The organism is Marinobacter adhaerens HP15 (assembly GCF_000166295.1).
Lineage (GTDB): Bacteria > Pseudomonadota > Gammaproteobacteria > Pseudomonadales > Oleiphilaceae > Marinobacter > Marinobacter adhaerens.
In genome coordinates, this window is the sequence record NC_017506.1 from 771,100 (window position 1) to 786,923 (window position 15,824).

Annotated in this window: 15 protein-coding genes; 10 read left to right on the top strand and 5 right to left on the bottom strand. The window is 58.5% G+C overall.

The genetic code is table 11. The annotated features are described in order from the left end of the window. The first annotated feature begins 13 nt into the window (after positions 1-13). From xerD to ung, 8 genes are all read left to right on the top strand, one after another. Positions 14-916: a site-specific tyrosine recombinase XerD gene (xerD, locus tag HP15_RS03825; RefSeq protein ID WP_014576267.1), complete on the top strand. Its 903-nt coding sequence runs from the start codon at positions 14-16 to the stop codon at positions 914-916. A 128-nt stretch (positions 917-1,044) separates the two neighbouring features. Then, a complete protein-coding gene (locus HP15_RS03830) occupies positions 1,045-1,776 on the top strand; it encodes a DsbC family protein (protein WP_041645008.1) in 732 nt (243 codons plus the stop codon). Between the two features lie 145 nt (positions 1,777-1,921). Then, complete coding sequence (locus HP15_RS03835) at positions 1,922-3,223, top strand: homoserine dehydrogenase (protein ID WP_014576269.1); 1,302 nt, start codon at positions 1,922-1,924, stop codon at positions 3,221-3,223. Positions 3,224-3,234: 11 nt separating this feature from the next. Beyond that, positions 3,235-4,635 carry a threonine synthase gene (gene thrC / locus HP15_RS03840; RefSeq protein ID WP_014576270.1) on the top strand — a complete coding sequence of 467 codons (1,401 nt, stop codon included), beginning with the start codon at positions 3,235-3,237 and terminating at the stop codon, positions 4,633-4,635. Positions 4,636-4,641: 6 nt separating this feature from the next. Next, on the top strand, positions 4,642-6,375 hold the full coding sequence (gene recJ, locus HP15_RS03845; protein ID WP_014576271.1) for a single-stranded-DNA-specific exonuclease RecJ: 1,734 nt from the start codon (positions 4,642-4,644) through the stop codon (positions 6,373-6,375). Positions 6,376-6,469: 94 nt separating this feature from the next. Next, positions 6,470-7,565, top strand: a protein-coding gene (gene prfB / locus HP15_RS03850) for a peptide chain release factor 2 (RefSeq protein ID WP_099045589.1) whose coding sequence is annotated in 2 segments (ribosomal slippage) — positions 6,470-6,541 and positions 6,543-7,565 — 1,095 coding nt in all. Because the reading frame shifts where the segments join, the coding sequence is not laid out codon by codon here. Between the two features lie 51 nt (positions 7,566-7,616). Further along, on the top strand, positions 7,617-9,152 hold the full coding sequence (gene lysS / locus HP15_RS03855) for a lysine--tRNA ligase (protein ID WP_014576273.1): 1,536 nt from the start codon (positions 7,617-7,619) through the stop codon (positions 9,150-9,152). A 3-nt stretch (positions 9,153-9,155) separates the two neighbouring features. Then, positions 9,156-9,890, top strand: coding sequence for a uracil-DNA glycosylase (gene ung / locus HP15_RS03860; protein ID WP_014576274.1), 735 nt, complete (start codon positions 9,156-9,158; stop codon positions 9,888-9,890). Between the two features lie 158 nt (positions 9,891-10,048). Here ung and HP15_RS03865 read toward each other — a convergent pair whose 3' ends face one another. The 5 genes from HP15_RS03865 to nadB form a co-directional block, all read right to left on the bottom strand. After that, positions 10,049-10,882, bottom strand: a complete 834-nt coding sequence (locus tag HP15_RS03865) for an HDOD domain-containing protein (protein ID WP_014576275.1) — start codon at positions 10,880-10,882, stop codon at positions 10,049-10,051. A 110-nt stretch (positions 10,883-10,992) separates the two neighbouring features. Continuing rightward, complete coding sequence (ygfZ, locus tag HP15_RS03870; protein WP_014576276.1) at positions 10,993-11,988, bottom strand: CAF17-like 4Fe-4S cluster assembly/insertion protein YgfZ; 996 nt, start codon at positions 11,986-11,988, stop codon at positions 10,993-10,995. Between the two features lie 21 nt (positions 11,989-12,009). After that, on the bottom strand, positions 12,010-12,474 hold the full coding sequence (locus HP15_RS03875; RefSeq protein ID WP_014576277.1) for a hypothetical protein: 465 nt from the start codon (positions 12,472-12,474) through the stop codon (positions 12,010-12,012). After that, positions 12,458-12,730, bottom strand: coding sequence for an FAD assembly factor SdhE (locus tag HP15_RS03880; RefSeq protein ID WP_014576278.1), 273 nt, complete (start codon positions 12,728-12,730; stop codon positions 12,458-12,460). Before HP15_RS03880 ends, HP15_RS03875 begins: the two co-directional genes overlap by 17 nt. Positions 12,731-12,769: 39 nt before the next feature. Then, a complete protein-coding gene (gene nadB, locus HP15_RS03885) occupies positions 12,770-14,374 on the bottom strand; it encodes an L-aspartate oxidase (RefSeq protein ID WP_008176209.1) in 1,605 nt (534 codons plus the stop codon). A gap of 134 nt (positions 14,375-14,508) precedes the next feature. Between nadB and rpoE the strand changes: the two genes are divergently transcribed. Continuing rightward, entirely contained in the window at positions 14,509-15,195 is a 687-nt protein-coding gene (rpoE, locus tag HP15_RS03890) for an RNA polymerase sigma factor RpoE (protein ID WP_008176207.1), read from the top strand. A 15-nt stretch (positions 15,196-15,210) separates the two neighbouring features. Further along, positions 15,211-15,771 carry a sigma-E factor negative regulatory protein gene (locus HP15_RS03895; RefSeq protein WP_008176205.1) on the top strand — a complete coding sequence of 187 codons (561 nt, stop codon included), beginning with the start codon at positions 15,211-15,213 and terminating at the stop codon, positions 15,769-15,771. Positions 15,772-15,824 lie beyond the last annotated feature (53 nt).

Below are 15,824 nucleotides of genomic sequence, written 5' to 3' on the forward strand. Positions count from 1 at the left end.
CTGGGAACTTGCCATGAGAGCAGAAGATGAATCGGTGATCGTCAGGTTTGTTGATGCCATCTGGCTGGAGGACGGACTGGGCGAAAAAACCCGCCAGGCTTACCGGAGCGATCTGTTGCGGTTGTCGGAATGGCTCGAAAGTCAGCCTGGCAAGCCGCTGCTCAGGGATGTTCGCAGAACCGACTTACTGGCTTGGATGTCCAGTGGCCTCGCGCAGGGCGTCAAGAGCTCCACGGCGGCCAGGCGGTTGTCCGGGCTGCGGCGGTTTTATCGGTTTCTGCTGCGAGAAGGCCTGATTACTGAAGACCCGACCCTTCGGATTGACAGCCCCAGGCTGCCTCGGCGTCTCCCCGACTCGCTGACCGAGGGCGAGGTGGATGCGCTGCTTTCCGAGCCGGACCCCGGAATTGCCATCGAGCTCAGGGACAAGGCCATGCTGGAAATACTCTACGGTTGCGGTCTGCGGGTCTCGGAGCTGACCGAGTTGCGGGTTGATCAGGTAAACCTTCGTCAGGGCGTGGTTCGGATCACTGGCAAGGGCGACAAGGAGAGATTGGTCCCCCTGGGTGAAGAGGCAGTGGACTGGTTGCTGCAGTATATGAAGGAAGGGCGGCCGGAACTCCTTAAAGGGCGATCCTGCGATGCGCTGTTCCCGGGCAACCGTGCTGCGGCGATGACTCGTCAGACTTTCTGGCATCGTATTAAGCACTACGCGGTTCGAGTGGGTATTCGCAAACACCTGTCGCCTCATACACTCAGGCATGCCTTTGCCACGCACCTACTTAATCATGGAGCGGACCTGCGTGTGGTGCAGATGCTGCTGGGCCACTCTGACCTTTCGACAACACAGATATACACCCATGTGGCTCGTCAGCGACTGCAGTCGCTGCACCAGGCTCACCATCCCAGGGGCTAGCCGTGGGGCGGTTCCGCGATTGGGGGTGAACTTTCTTTTTGTGTATTTGTCGCATTGAATTGATTCCCGGCCTGTGCCAATACTGCCCGGGTTGTTTAACTGCTTACTGGAAAAGGTTGTTTGCCAGAATGAATATGAAACATGTGGTTGTGGCGCTTGGAGTTGTCCTGGGTGCCTTTGGCGCGGCCAGCGTCAGTGCCGGTGAAGTGGAAGACCGGATTTCCGAGCGTCTGACCCAGGCTGTCCCCGGCCTCAAGGTGGTGTCGGTAAAAGAATCCGAAGCCAAGGGCCTCTATGAGGTTCAGAGCAATAATGGCGACACCATCTACGCGACCGAGGATGGCCAGTACCTGATGACGGGAGATCTTCTCAAGATTACCGATCAGGGCATTGCCAATGTCACCGAAGCCGCCCGCACGGAGGCCCGTCGCGAAATGATGGCGGACTATGGTAACAAGGGAGTTATCAGCTTCCCGGCGAAAAACGAAAAGGCCGTGGTAAACGTGTTTACTGATATCGACTGCCCTTACTGCCGGAAGCTGCATGACGAGGTGCCGCAGTTGAATGACTATGGCATTACCGTCAATTACTACGCGTTTCCACGATCCGGCCCCAATACAGCGTCTTTCAAGAAGTATGAGTCGGTCTGGTGTGCTGACGATCAGCAGGCGGCCATGGACGCAGCCAAGGCCGGCCGCTCAGTACCCGACGCCAGTTGCGAAAATCCGGTGGGCGAGCAGTATGAGCTTGGTGGCCGGGTAGGGGTCACAGGGACACCTGCCATTGTTCTGGAAGATGGCAACATGGTTCGTGGCTATGTCCCGGCCCAGCGTCTGGCGGAAGGCCTCGGGTTACTCTGAAATCCTGGCGCACCTATCGTACGGGATGCGTTACACGGTATTTTCGAAGGATCCGATTCAGGGCTTATTCAGTGAGGCCTGAATCGGTATACTATGCCCGCCTAATATAATTCATCAGCACCCCTTCGGGATCAGAGGTGAGAGTTTGAAAGACGTCAGTGTCGGAATCTGCGGATTGGGAACCGTCGGCGGCGGTACCTTTAATGTCTTGACCCGCAACGCCAGGCTGATTGCCGGTCGGGCCGGATGCAATATCCGGATTACCCGGGTTGCCAGTCGCCGGGCCCGCGAGGATATGGACCTCGGCGATGTGCCCTTCAGCACCGACATTTACGACGTGGTGAACGATCCCGACGTGGATATCGTGGTCGAGCTCATCGGTGGTTATGATGCGGCCAAAGAGCTGGTGCTGGCGGCAATCCGCAACGGCAAGCACGTGGTTACCGCGAACAAGGCCCTGATTGCCGTCCACGGCAACGAAATCTTCGAGGCGGCCGAGAAGGCTGGTGTTGTGGTGGCTTACGAGGCGGGTGTCGCCGGCGGTATCCCGGTCATCAAGGCTGTTCGTGAGGGTATGGCGGCAAACCGCATTGACTGGATTGCCGGCATCATCAACGGCACCGGGAACTACATCCTGACCGAAATGCGTGCCGGTCGGGAATTTTCCGAGGTTCTCAAAGAAGCCCAAGATCTTGGGTACGCTGAAGCAGACCCGACCTTTGATGTGGAAGGCATTGATGCCGCCCACAAGCTGACCATACTGGCATCGGCCGGGTTTGGCGTGCCTCTCCAGTTCGAGAAAGGCTTCACCGAAGGCATTTCGAAGATTACGCCTTATGACATTGCTCACGCCGAATTGCTGGGTTATCGCATCAAGCACCTCGGCATTGCCCGTCGCCGCGATGATGGCATCGAGCTGCGTGTGCATCCGACCCTGGTGCCCCAGAGTCATCTGATTGCCCAGGTTGATGGTGTCCTGAACGCGGTCCTGGTGGATGGCGATGCCGTTGGCCAGACCATGTATTACGGTCCCGGAGCAGGGGATGAGGCAACCGGGTCGGCTGTTATTGCCGATATCGTCGATGTGGCTCGTGCCGTGGCGACCGAAAGCAAGCTGCGTGTGCCCTACCTTGGCTTCTCACCGGACGCCATGGAAGACCTGGATGTGCTGTCCATGGAGGACATCCAGTCTGCCTACTACCTGCGCATTACCGCTCTGGATCGTCCGGGTGTGCTGGCCAAGATTGCCTCCATTCTGAGTGAGCATGGCATCAATATCGAGTCGATCATGCAGAAGGAATCCGAGCTGAAGGACGGACGTATTCCGGTGATCATCCTGACCCACACCGTTCAGGAGCGCCAGATCAACCGTGCGATCGAAGAGTTGGAAGCTCTGTCCGACACCGATGGCCATGTTGTCCGCATCCGCGCTGAAAACTTCAACTGACAGGTACGAACGTGAGATACATCAGTACGCGGGGTGAAGCGCCCGCACTGGGCTTTGAGGATGTTCTGCTGACCGGTCTGGCGACAGACGGCGGCCTCTATGTTCCTGAATCCCTGCCACATTTTGATCTGGAAGAAATCCGGAGCTGGCGCGGGCTTTCGTACAGTGAGCTGGCGTTCAACGTAATGTACCCGTTCGTGGATGACGCTATCCCTGCGGATGATTTCCGCAAGATGCTGGACGAGACCTACTCGGTTTTCGCCCACAAGGCCGTGGCCCCACTGGTTCAGCTGGATACCAACGAGTGGGTGATGGAGCTTTTCCGCGGCCCGACGCTGGCGTTCAAGGATTTCGCCCTCCAGCTGTTAGGGCGTCTCCTCGACTATGTTCTGGAGAAGCGCAAGCAGCACGTGGTTATCATGGGAGCGACCTCCGGTGACACCGGCTCGGCTGCCATTGAGGGTTGTCGCCGGTGCGAGCACGTGGATATTTTCATTCTGCACCCCTATCAGCGGGTGTCAGAGGTTCAGCGCCGTCAGATGACCACCGTCCAGGGTGAAAACATCCACAACATTGCAGTGCGTGGCAACTTCGACGACTGTCAGCGCATGGTGAAGGAGAGTTTCGGCAACCAGTCGTTCCTGGGTGGCAAAACCCAGCTGGCAGCTGTCAACTCCATCAACTGGGCCCGGATCATGGCCCAGATCGTCTACTACTTCCATGCCTCCCTGGCACTGGGCGGTCCGGATCGGAGCATGGCGTTTTCTGTGCCCACCGGGAACTTCGGCGATATCTTTGCCGGCTACCTTGCCAAGAAGATGGGGCTGCCAATCTCCCAGCTGGTCATTGCCACCAACCGTAACGATATCCTGCATCGCTTCATGAGTGGTAACAAATACGAGCAGCACCAACTGGAACACACCCTGTCTCCGAGTATGGATATCATGGTGTCCAGCAATTTTGAGCGCCTGCTCTTTGATCTCCACGGCCGGGACGGGCTGGCGGTTAAAACCCTGCTGGAAAACGCTGCGAAGGGGCCCGTCAGTATCGAGGACTATCGCTGGAAGCATGCGCGCAAGCTTTTTGACAGCGATGCGGTGGACGACAAGGCCACCTGCGACACCATTCGTGAGATCTACGAGCAGAACGAGTATCTGCTGGATCCTCACACCGCCATCGGCGTCCGTGCAGCGCGCAACTGCCGCCGTGATCAGGCGGTGCCAATGATTACCCTGGGTACCGCACACCCGGCCAAGTTCCCGGATGCCGTGGCAGAGTCTGGCGTCAGTGTAGAGCCGCCGCTGCCGGCGCATATGGCCGACCTGTTCGAGCGGGAAGAGCGGTATACCGTATTGGATAACAATATCGACGGTGTGCAGGCATTCATTGCCAAGCACTGGAAAAACGCCTGATCGGGTATGACACCAAAAAAGATCCTGCGTCGCCCCCAGCCCGATACCTTTCCGGATTGGGGGCAAAACCTGCCTCCCTTGCTTCGCCGCCTCTACGCTGCCCGTGGCGTTACCTCCGATGAGCAGCTGAGCTACACCCTGAAACACCTGGCTTCACCCCTGTCTCTGAGGGGTATTGACCGGGCCGTTGAGCTTCTTGCCGAGGCTATCGATCAGCAGCAGCGGGTGCTTGTGCTCGGCGATTTCGACGCCGATGGTGCTACCAGTACAGCCGTTGCCATGCTTGGACTCTCCATGCTGGGTCTGCAGAGTATCGACTTTCGCGTTCCCAGCCGGTTTGCCGATGGCTACGGCCTGACGCCGGGTATTATTGAACGCCTGCGCGACGAGGGTCAGCTCCCAGACCTGATGGTCACCGTTGATAACGGCATATCCGCGGTTGAAGGTGTTCGAGCGGCCAAGGAACTTGGCGTGAAAGTGATGGTGACCGATCACCACCTGGCCGGCGAAGAGCTTCCGGATGCCGATGCCATCGTCAATCCAAACCAGCCGGGTTGTCCTTTCCTGAGCAAGAACGCGGCCGGTGTTGGCGTCATGTTTTACGTGCTCACAGCGTTGCGCAAGCAGCTCCGGGAAACCAATCGCCTGCCTGATCCCGAGCCTAACCTGGGGTGCCTGCTGGATCTGGTGGCGCTCGGCACCGTGGCTGATGTTGTGCCTCTGGACCACAACAACCGGATCTTCGTTGAGCAGGGCCTGCGCCGTATACGTCAGGGTGAGGCCCGCCCCGGTATCCTGGCGCTGCTGGAAGTCGCGGGTCGGGACCACACGGCGATCAGCTCAACCGACCTCGGATTTGTGGTTGGTCCTCGCCTGAATGCTGCGGGCCGGCTTGATGACATGAGTATCGGGATTGCCTGCCTGCTGGCAGACAGTCCGGACGAGGCTCGCCGACTGGCCCGGGAATTGGACACCTTCAATCGTGAACGCCGCACCATAGAAAAAGACATGAAAGCCCAGGCCCAGGATCTGCTGTCTTCAATGTCGCTGGACCTGGATGGACTGCCCTGGGGGCTTGCGCTTTTCGATACCGATTGGCACCAGGGCGTTATCGGAATCCTGGCTGCCCGTATCCGTGAGCAGACCCATAGACCGACCATTGCCTTTGCGCCGGACGAAAACGGCGTAGACATCAAAGGTTCTGCTCGCTCCATTCCCGGGCTTCATATCCGGGATGTGCTTGCCGTGGTCGACTCACGTCATCCGGGGATCATGAAAAAGTTTGGCGGTCACGCGATGGCTGCGGGCATGACCCTCGCCAGGGATGATCTGGATGCCTTTTCCGAGGCCTTCGATCGCGCCGTTCGAGACACCCTCTCGGCCGAGGACCTGGAGGCGGCGATCACAACCGATGGGCCTCTGGGCGCAAGTGAACTGTCGTTGGACACCGCCGCGCTGCTCAAACGCGCCGGCCCCTGGGGGCAGCATTTCCCGGAGCCACTGTTCGACGGCGAGTTCCGGGTGGTCAGCCAGCGGATAGTCGGCGAAAACCATCTGAAATTGGTGTTGCAACCTGTCGAAGGCGGCGGGATCATCGACGGTATTGCCTTTAATACCGGCCCGGAAGTGCCCGACTACACCCGTACCGGTGCTCGGGTGGTTTACAAGCCGGATGCCAATACCTTCCGGGGGCGCACCAATCTCCAGCTTCTGGTGGATTACCTCGAGCCTCTTGCCTGATTCACGGAAACCCGCAGGCTGATTTACAAACCGATTTCCGGTAGAATCCCGCCTCTGTTTTTACTCTCCATTTTCTAGAGCGAGTAAGGGTTTCATGGAAATCAATCCCATTGTGACGAAGATTAAAGAGCTTCGTGAGCGCACTGAAGCGCTCAGGGGGTATCTTTGACTACGATCAGCGTAGTGAACGACTGATCGAAGTTGAGCGCGAACTGGAGCAGCCAAGCGTCTGGGACGACCCGGAGCGGGCACAGGCTCTGGGCAAAGAGCGCGCCGACCTTGAACTGATCGTCAAGACCATCGACAACCTCACCTCCGGCCTGGAAGACGCCGAGGGCCTGCTGGATATTGCCGCAGAAGAAGAGGACGAGGGCACCGTTGCCGAGATCGAGTCAGATCTTGAGGGTCTTGATAAAGAGCTCGAGAAGCTTGAATTCCGCCGCATGTTCTCCGGCGAAATGGACGCCAACAACGCCTATCTCGACATACAGGCCGGTTCTGGTGGCACCGAAGCCCAGGACTGGGCCAACATGCTTCTGCGCATGTATCTGCGCTGGGCCGAGCGCCGCGGCTTCAAGGCCGAGATAGTCGAACTGATGGAGGGCGAAGTGGCGGGCATCAAGAGTGCCACCATTCACATCCAGGGCGATTATGCCTATGGTTGGCTGCGTACCGAAACCGGCGTTCACCGTCTGGTGCGCAAGTCACCGTTCGATTCCGGCAACCGTCGGCACACGTCTTTCTCTTCCGTGTTTGTGTCACCGGAAGTGGATGACAGCTTCGAAATTGAAATCAATCCGGCGGACCTTCGGGTGGATGTTTACCGTGCCTCCGGCGCTGGTGGTCAGCACGTTAACCGGACCGAGTCGGCGGTGCGTCTGACTCACAATCCCACCGGTATTGTCGTGGCCTGTCAGGCTGGTCGAAGCCAGCACCAGAACAAGGACCAGGCCATGAAACAGCTCAAGGCGAAGCTGTTTGAGCGTGAGATGCAGGAGCGCAACGCCGAGAAACAGAAAGCCGAGGACGCCAAGGCCGACATCGGTTGGGGCAGCCAGATCCGTTCCTACGTTCTGGACGACAGCCGTATCAAGGACCTGCGCACCAAGGTAGAAACCAGTAATACCCAGTCGGTGCTGGACGGTGACATTGACAAGTTCATCGAAGCCAGCCTGAAGATGGCGCTGTAACCAGCGCCTTTGCCACGCTAACCCGGACAACCCGATTCCTAGTGAGCCAAAATGACTGATCAAACTCAGAATGCCGCACCGCATGAGGACAACAAGCTGATTGCCGAGCGCCGCGCCAAACTGTCAGAAATGCGCGACCAGGGCAACGCCTTCCCGAACGACTTTCGTCGTGACGCCACCGCCGCCGAACTGCAGGCGAAATACGGTGAAAAAACCAAGGAAGAGCTGGAGTCCCTCGGTATCAAGGTGGCCATTGCCGGCCGCATGATGCTCGATCGCAAGGCATTCAAGGTGGTCCAGGACATGACTGGCCGGATCCAGATCTACGCGTCCAAGGATGTCCAGAAAGACACCAAGCACTGGGATCTGGGGGACATCGTGGGCGTGCGAGGCACCCTGTCCAAATCAGGCAAGGGCGATCTTTACGTGACCATGGACGAGTACGTGTTGCTCACCAAGTCCCTGCGCCCGTTGCCTGAAAAGCACAAGGGCCTGACCGATACGGAAGCCCGTTACCGCCACCGCTACGTCGATCTGATGGTCAACGAGGACAGCCGTCGGGTGTTCTATGCGCGCTCGAAGATCATCAGCGCCATGCGTCAGTACTTCACCGACCGGGACTTCATGGAAGTTGAAACCCCGATGCTGCAGGTGATTCCTGGCGGCGCCACGGCGCGGCCCTTCGTGACCCACCATAACGCGCTGGGTATCGACATGTACCTGCGTATTGCCCCGGAATTGTTCCTGAAGCGCCTTGTCGTTGGCGGCTTTGAGCGGGTGTTCGAGATCAACCGGAACTTCCGGAACGAGGGGCTTTCCACCCGTCATAATCCAGAGTTCACCATGGTGGAGTTTTATCAGGCATACGCTGACTACAACGACCTGATGGATCTTACCGAGGACATGCTGCGCACCATTACTCAGAAAGTGCTGGGCACGACCACCGTGGTGAACAGCCGAACCCTGGCGGATGGCAGCGAAGAGACTGTTGAGTACGATTTCGGCAAAACCTTCGAGCGCCTGACCGTGGTCGATGCCATCCTGCGCTACAACCCGGATATCAAGCCCGAGCAGCTGGCGGATGACGCCAGTGCCCGTCAGGTCGCCAAAGATCTGGGTATTCACCTCAAGGAAGGTTGGGGCCTGGGCAAGGTGCAGATCGAGATCTTTGAGGCAACCGCCGAGCATCGCCTGATGCAGCCGACGTTTATCACCGAGTATCCAAAAGAAGTGTCGCCCCTGGCGCGCTGCAAAGACAGCAACCCGTTCGTCACCGAGCGCTTCGAGTTCTTCGTGGGCGGGCGCGAAATCGCCAACGGCTTCTCGGAGCTGAATGATGCCGAAGACCAGGCGGAACGCTTCCAGGCCCAGGTGGCCGAGAAAGACGCCGGTGACGACGAGGCGATGTTCTATGACGAGGACTACGTGATGGCCCTGGAATACGGCCTGCCGCCTACAGCGGGCGAAGGTATCGGTATCGACCGCCTGGCCATGCTGCTGACCAATTCGCCGTCAATTCGCGACGTTATCCTGTTCCCGGCCATGCGCCCGGAGCACAAGGCGGAAAGCCGGAAAGACGAGGACTGATCCATGAGCCCGGTTGAGGTACTGGCCAGCCAGCTCAGGCCCGACCGGGGCTGGAAAGATCATCTCGCGGAAGAGTTTCGCCAGCCCTACATGCAGGGCCTGGCGGAATTCCTCGCCGCCGAGGAACAGGCCGGCAAAGTCCTGTTCCCCGCGAGCCAACACTGCTTCAACGCCCTCAACAGCACGCCCCTGGATAACGTAAGAGTCGTTATTCTCGGACAAGACCCGTACCACGGCCCCGGCCAGGCCCACGGCCTGTGCTTCTCCGTACGCCCGAACGTGGCCATCCCGCCGTCTCTGGTAAACATCTTCAAGGAAATCCAGGACGACCTTGGCATCGCTCCCCCCGACCACGGCTGCCTGCAGCCCTGGGCAGAGCAGGGCGTATTGCTGCTCAACAGCGTCCTCACCGTCGTTCAGGGCCAGGCCGGCGCCCACCAGGGTAAAGGCTGGGAAACCTTCACCGACAAAGTCATCGAAACCGTCAACCGCGAGCGGGAAGGCGTGGTATTTCTGTTATGGGGCAGCTACGCCAAAAAGAAAGGCCAGCACATCGACCGCAACAAACATCTGGTCCTCGACGGCCCCCACCCCTCGCCACTGAGCGCTTACCGGGGCTTCTTCGGCTGCAAGCATTTCTCAAAGGCCAACGACTGGCTGGAGCAGCAGGGAAAGCCCACCGTTAACTGGGCGTTGCCAAGCAAAGCTGAGCTGATCGAGAGATACAAGAAGAGCTGAGGGCATGCCCGCAAGTAGTCTTCGGGATGGGGTCAGGCTCCCAAAACCGTGCGGAGCCATGGATGGCGGAGCCGAGCGTACAGGGAAGTATTCACAGCGTGTTTTGGGAGCCTGACCCCATCCTGAAGACGGGCGGCCAAACTCCCAGAGGCAAAAAATTACTGAAGCAGCGCCATAGCCGCTTCCATCTGGGCGTTCAGATCCTCTTCCTCGCTCATGTCGATATTTGGATCCAACCCAAGACGATCAAACGCCGAAATCTTCGTCCAGTCCATTTCATTCCAGGGGTGCTCTGACCCCGCAACCAGCTGCAGATTGGCCACCATCACCAGATCCGCATAGTCGGCCGTCGGAACTTCCCGGTTGAAGTTGGCGTATTCCAGGGGAACGTTCTGGAGCTCTTTCGGGAAATCCCACTTCTTGAGGATGGTCGCCCCGATCTTGGGATGCAGCTCATCGACCACGTTATCCAGCATGATACTGCTGATCTGGATATCCTGATCTTCCACATAACGCAGGATGGGTAGAACACCGATCAGATGCACCAGACCTGCAAGGGTAGCCTGGTCGGGCTTGAGTTTCGTGTAGTGTTGCGCCAGAACATGGCACACGCCCGCGACTTCGGTACTGGTCTGCCAGGTAGCGCGCATGCGCTTGTCGATCATGTCGGACGTGGCCTGGAACATCTGCTCCATGGCCAGGCCCATGGCCAGGTTGCTGGTGTAGGCCATGCCCAGTCGGCTGACCGCCATGTTCAGGTTCTCGATGGCGCGACTGCCGCGAAACAGCGGGCTGTTGGTTACCCGGATGATGCGTGCGGAAAGCGCCGTGTCATTGCTGATGACCTTGACCAGATCGGCGATTGAAGAATCCTCGGATTGCGCAATATCTCTGACCTGAAGGGCCACCTCCGGAAGGGTGGGCAGCACCAGCTTATCGTTTTCGATGGCAGCGTTGAGATCGGCTTTGATGGTTTCGACAATATTCGACATGGTCAGTAGAGGTCCGCGTGTAGGTTCCGGCTGATGGCCCTGCCGGAACAATCAAACATTTGAGCTATTACATAGCAAAATAGCAAATTCTGGCGCGTTTGCCTGTCAACTTATGTATCTGATTGTGCGCTTTTTTCCCTTTCGGGCACCGGGTAGGGCAGTGGCATTGGCTCCAGCGTCACCTCTGACAGGCCCTCCGGATGCAAGGCGTTTTCAGCGGCATCGTGGCGAACTACCGCAAGTAATTCAACGCTGCCGTCGCGGTATTTGATCGCGTTGACCACTTCTCCAACTGACCGCTCGCCGGCAAACAATGCGGTTCCGGGGGTTGGCAGGTCTTCTGACTGTTCAATACGGAAGCGGAAAAGGCTCTTTTTCAATTGCCCGAGGAAGTGCATGCGGGCAATCACTTCCTGACCCGTGTAGCAGCCTTTCTTGAAATGCACGCCGCCCACATGCTGCCAGTTCAGCATCTGAGGCACGAAGGACTCTTGTGTGGCGGTAGTCAGGGAGGCGACGCCCGCTGCGATTTCGGAGGCCTGCCAGTCGGCCGCCGACATACGGGCGCTGGCGGGAAGTGCTGCTTCGCCCTCTTCATTGTGCCAGAACTCGAAGCGGGGCGTGCCCTCGGCTGTCGATTGCGTTTTCACGAGGATGCCGTCAGGGAGCGTGCAGGCGTCCCCGGGCTCCTTCAGAGAATCCAGTGGCTTTCCGGCGAGCGTTTCTGCCAGGCCGTTGCCCAGAATCCCTGTAATCTTCGTTTCCTGAACCACCTCCATGGTGGTTCCACGAAACAGCATCAGATATTTGCGCAAGTGGCTGATGATGTCGTCAGCGAGTTCGGCGGGAAAGTCCATCAGGATATCGTCGCCTGAACGGACCATACGTGTGAGGCAGTAGGCACGTCCCTTGGGCGTTGCTGCGGCCGCGCGCGGCGAATACTCCGGGATTACCTCATCGAGGTTCTGGCTGAACTGGCCCTGAAGAAACTTGTCGGTGCCCGGCCCGCTGACGCATACAACCACGCGGTTGTCGAGATCCGCCCAACCGTTGTCCGGCAGGGGATACTCTGCAACGGCAGATACAGAAGCGTCTGTGTCGGTCATGGCGTACTCCAGGTTATTGAATCAGTGAGATGATCGCCGGGGGCGGCCCAGTCTGAGCCAGACCCTGAGACGACGGAAATCCTCCGCCGGAACATTGCCCGGGCTTCCGGGTACTGGTGCCAGCAGGAGTGAAGTGTATGAGCGGAATCTGGTGCCGGCAGGCCGAAGTTTCAAGAGTGCCAGGCCTGACCAGATCCGGCTGGAGGCAAGTGGAATAACCTCTACCCTCTGCTTGTCTCCGATTCTGGCATACATTTTATCGTGTTCGATCAGGAGACCACTCACGGAACCACAGCCCAGAAGTAACCCGTTTGACCGATACTGCAGGGCAGCGCCCCACAGTGCAATGGGGATTGCAACGAGAAGCCAGAATTTGCCTGCCAGCAGCGCCATCACCAGGAAAGCCAGCAGCAAAACCCATGGCAGCACCGCAAGCAGGCCGACCAGCAGGGAGGGCGTTAGCGTTAGTTCAATCCGGCTGGACACGTTTGAGAATGATGTCGACCATGCGTTGAAGATCGGGATCGGCCGGGCGGCTGCGTTGCATGAACCACTCAAACATGTCGTTATCTTCGCAGGTGAGCAGTTTCTTGTAGCGGGCCTGGTCTTCAGCGTCCAGATCGCGGAAGGCCTCTTCCATGAAGGGAATCAGAAGGTTGTCCAGCTCCAGCATGCCTCTACGGCTATGCCACCAGAGGCGGTTGAATTCTGCTTTTTCAGACGATGCAGGTGTCTCTGACATAGTGTTTACCATTGAATCCTGTGTAAAAACGGTGTTCGTTCAGGGCGCGAGTGTACGGTAGGTGGTGGGAACCAGCACGGTATCACGCACCTCATTGATCAGTCCCGGATAATCGAGAGTGTAGTGCAGCCCTCGGCTTTCCCTGCGCTGCAGTGCCGAACATATGATGAGATCAGACACGGTGACCAGGTTACGAAGTTCCAGCAGGTCATTGGTGACACGGTAGTTGCTGTAGAACTCGCCGATTTCCGCAGACAAAAGATCCACCCGGTGCTTGGCCCGCTGCAGCCGCTTGGTGGTCCGCACAATGCCGACGTAGTCCCACATGAAATGGCGAAGCTCGTCCCAGTTGTGGGAGATTACCACGTCTTCGTCGGAATCCCGGACCTGGCTTTCATCCCAGTCTGGTGCCTCTGGCGGTGGCGGAATGTCGGCTTCCCGGCGGGCAATATCCGCCGCAGCCGCACGGCCATAAACCAGACATTCCAGTAGGGAGTTGCTGGCCATTCGGTTGGCGCCATGGAGCCCGGTGAAGGCAGCCTCGCCGACCACGTAGAGCTGGTTAACATCGGTTCGGGCACGTTCATCGCTCATGATTCCGCCACAGGTGTAGTGAGCGGCTGGAACCACGGGAATGGGCTCGCGGGTAATATCGATACCGAAGCCCAGACACTTCTCGTAGATGGTGGGGAAGTGGTGCTTTATAAAGTCGGCGGGTTTGTGGCTGATGTCCAGGTAGAGATGATCAGCGCCCAGTCGTTTCATTTCGTGGTCAATGGCCCGGGCAACGATATCGCGGGGCGCCAGCTCGCCACGCTCGTCAAAGCGATCCATAAACCGGGAACCATCCGGCAGTTTCAGCAGGCCACCCTCGCCCCGCACGGCTTCCGTGATCAGGAAGGATTTGGCGTGTGGGTGATAAAGGCATGTGGGGTGAAACTGGTTGAACTCCATGTTTGCCACCCGGCAACCGGCCCGCCAGGCCATCGCAATCCCGTCTCCGGAAGCGCCGTCCGGATTGGTTGTGTAGCGGTAGGCCTTGGAGGCGCCGCCGGTGGCAATCACTGTGAATCGTGCCCGGAACAGCTCTACATGATTGTCTTCAAGGTTCAGGATGTAGGCACCGACGCATCGGTTTCCCGGCAGGGACAGTTTGCGATTGGTGATCAGATCCACAGCCACCCGACCAGACATGAGTTCTATGTTTGGTCGTGCCTCTGCCTGGGAGGTGAGGGTGGTTGAGACCGCATGCCCCGTGGCATCGGCTGCATGAATGATGCGCCGATGACTGTGGCCGCCTTCACGGGTCAGGTGGTAGTGGGCGTCCTGATCCCGCGTAAAATCGACACCGGAATCGATCAGCCAGTTGATGCTTTCCCTGCCATGTTCGACCGTAAACCGCACGGCGTCCTCATGGCACAGGCCTGCGCCAGCATTGAGGGTGTCGGAGATGTGGTTTTCGGTGGAATCCTGATCATCCAGAACTGCGGCGATACCGCCTTGTGCCCAGAGCGTGGCGCCGCTGCTGATCTGAGCCTTGCTCACCACGCAGACCTTCAGGTGCTCCGGCAGATTGAGCGCGACGGTGAGGCCGGCAGCACCACTGCCGATAATGAGAACATCGTATTCGAAGGACTGTGGCATCGGGTCGTTATCGCAGGCCATAATGTGGACGTGTATTGAACTAAACTTTACGCTTGCTGTCTATTTGGCCTGACAGGGTGAGCCGCCTGACCGGTGGTCTAGCCCGTTTCATGAACGGACGCCGGATAGCATCAATGACGCAGCGAAACTTGGTACAGGCCGGACAGCTGGCCATCAAATCAGGGAACCCCGGCAACCAGTCCATGACTCCTGATACAGAGAAACAACAGGGCGATCACCCGGACAGCCAGACGGATCTGCAGCTGGTGCGCAAGGTCCGTAATGGTGATCGCGCCGCCTTCGATCTTCTGGTGGTCAAGTACCAATCCAGAGTCGCATCAATTATCAGTCGGTACGTCTACGACAGTCAGGAAGTCATGGATCTGACCCAGGAGACCTTCGTAAAGGCGTTCAGGGCGATCGAGCGCTTCCGCGGGGACAGCGCCTTCTATACATGGCTGTACCGGATTGCCGTCAATACCGCGAAGAATTACCTGGAATCCCGCGGCCGGCGGCCGCAGGGCAGTGCCGACTCGGCGGAAGCGGAGAATTTCGATGACGGTTCACGGCTGCGTGACACCGCTTCGCCTGAACGGCTCCTGCAACGGGAACAGCTCCAGAAAGAATTGAACAAGGCGATCGCCCAGCTTCCTGAGGAGTTGCGCTCTGCCTTTCTGCTCAGGGAATACGATGGACTGAGCTATGAGGATATCGCGGGTATCCTCGAGTGCCCGATCGGTACTGTCCGTTCAAGAATATTCAGGGCCCGGGATGCGGTTGATCGGCATCTCGGGCCTTTACTCAATCACTCGGTGACGTAATTGAGGTTGCATCCCATGGATGATCGTCTCAGAGAAACACTGTCCGCCATGATGGACGACGAAGCTGACGAACTTTCGGTACGTCGCCTGCTTTCCCACGATCGCCAGGACGAGGTTCGGGCGCAGTGGCAGCGTTGGCAGGATGTTCGCGACCTTATGCATGACGGCCACTCGCCGGCCCATGGTATGGACGTCAGTGTGGGCGTCCGTGAACGGCTTGACGGGCGGGGCACCACCGCGGTCAGGCCTGAAGCTGCCGTACAGGCCACCAGGTCCGGCCGCTGGCACTGGCCGGCTGCCGCCATGGTTGCCATGGCGCTGCTGGTCGGGTTCGGTGCTGGTGCCGGCTGGGATTCATCCGCGACCGGGCCGGTTCAGCCGGTGACCGCAGCCGCACCAGAAACGCCTGTGCAGGACCAGCCGGTCAGGGAAATTGCCCTGCAGGGTCTTGATGAGGAACAGTGGGAGTATATGAGTCGCTACCTGCTGGAACACGCACAGCACAACAGTGTTGGCGCCGGGCGGGGCGCCGTCGGCTATGCCCGTCTGGTCAGTGCCAACGGTGCCGGCTACTGAACCCCGGAGCGAGAGTTTAATCATGCCTCAAGTCTTCATTAATGTTGTCCCAA

Bases quoted from the DNA above. Each gene is read 5' to 3' on its own strand.
- xerD (WP_014576267.1), top strand. From the start codon at position 14: ATGAGAGCAGAAGATGAATCGGTGATCGTCAGGTTTGTTGATGCCATC.
- HP15_RS03830 (WP_041645008.1), top strand. From the start codon at position 1,045: ATGAATATGAAACATGTGGTTGTGGCGCTTGGAGTTGTCCTGGGTGCC.
- recJ (WP_014576271.1), top strand. From the start codon at position 4,642: ATGACACCAAAAAAGATCCTGCGTCGCCCCCAGCCCGATACCTTTCCG.
- lysS (WP_014576273.1), top strand. From the start codon at position 7,617: ATGACTGATCAAACTCAGAATGCCGCACCGCATGAGGACAACAAGCTG.
- ung (WP_014576274.1), top strand. From the start codon at position 9,156: ATGAGCCCGGTTGAGGTACTGGCCAGCCAGCTCAGGCCCGACCGGGGC.
- HP15_RS03865 (WP_014576275.1), bottom strand. From the start codon at position 10,882: ATGTCGAATATTGTCGAAACCATCAAAGCCGATCTCAACGCTGCCATC.
- ygfZ (WP_014576276.1), bottom strand. From the start codon at position 11,988: ATGACCGACACAGACGCTTCTGTATCTGCCGTTGCAGAGTATCCCCTG.
- HP15_RS03880 (WP_014576278.1), bottom strand. From the start codon at position 12,730: ATGTCAGAGACACCTGCATCGTCTGAAAAAGCAGAATTCAACCGCCTC.
- nadB (WP_008176209.1), bottom strand. From the start codon at position 14,374: ATGCCACAGTCCTTCGAATACGATGTTCTCATTATCGGCAGTGGTGCT.
- rpoE (WP_008176207.1), top strand. From the start codon at position 14,509: ATGACGCAGCGAAACTTGGTACAGGCCGGACAGCTGGCCATCAAATCA.
- HP15_RS03895 (WP_008176205.1), top strand. From the start codon at position 15,211: ATGGATGATCGTCTCAGAGAAACACTGTCCGCCATGATGGACGACGAA.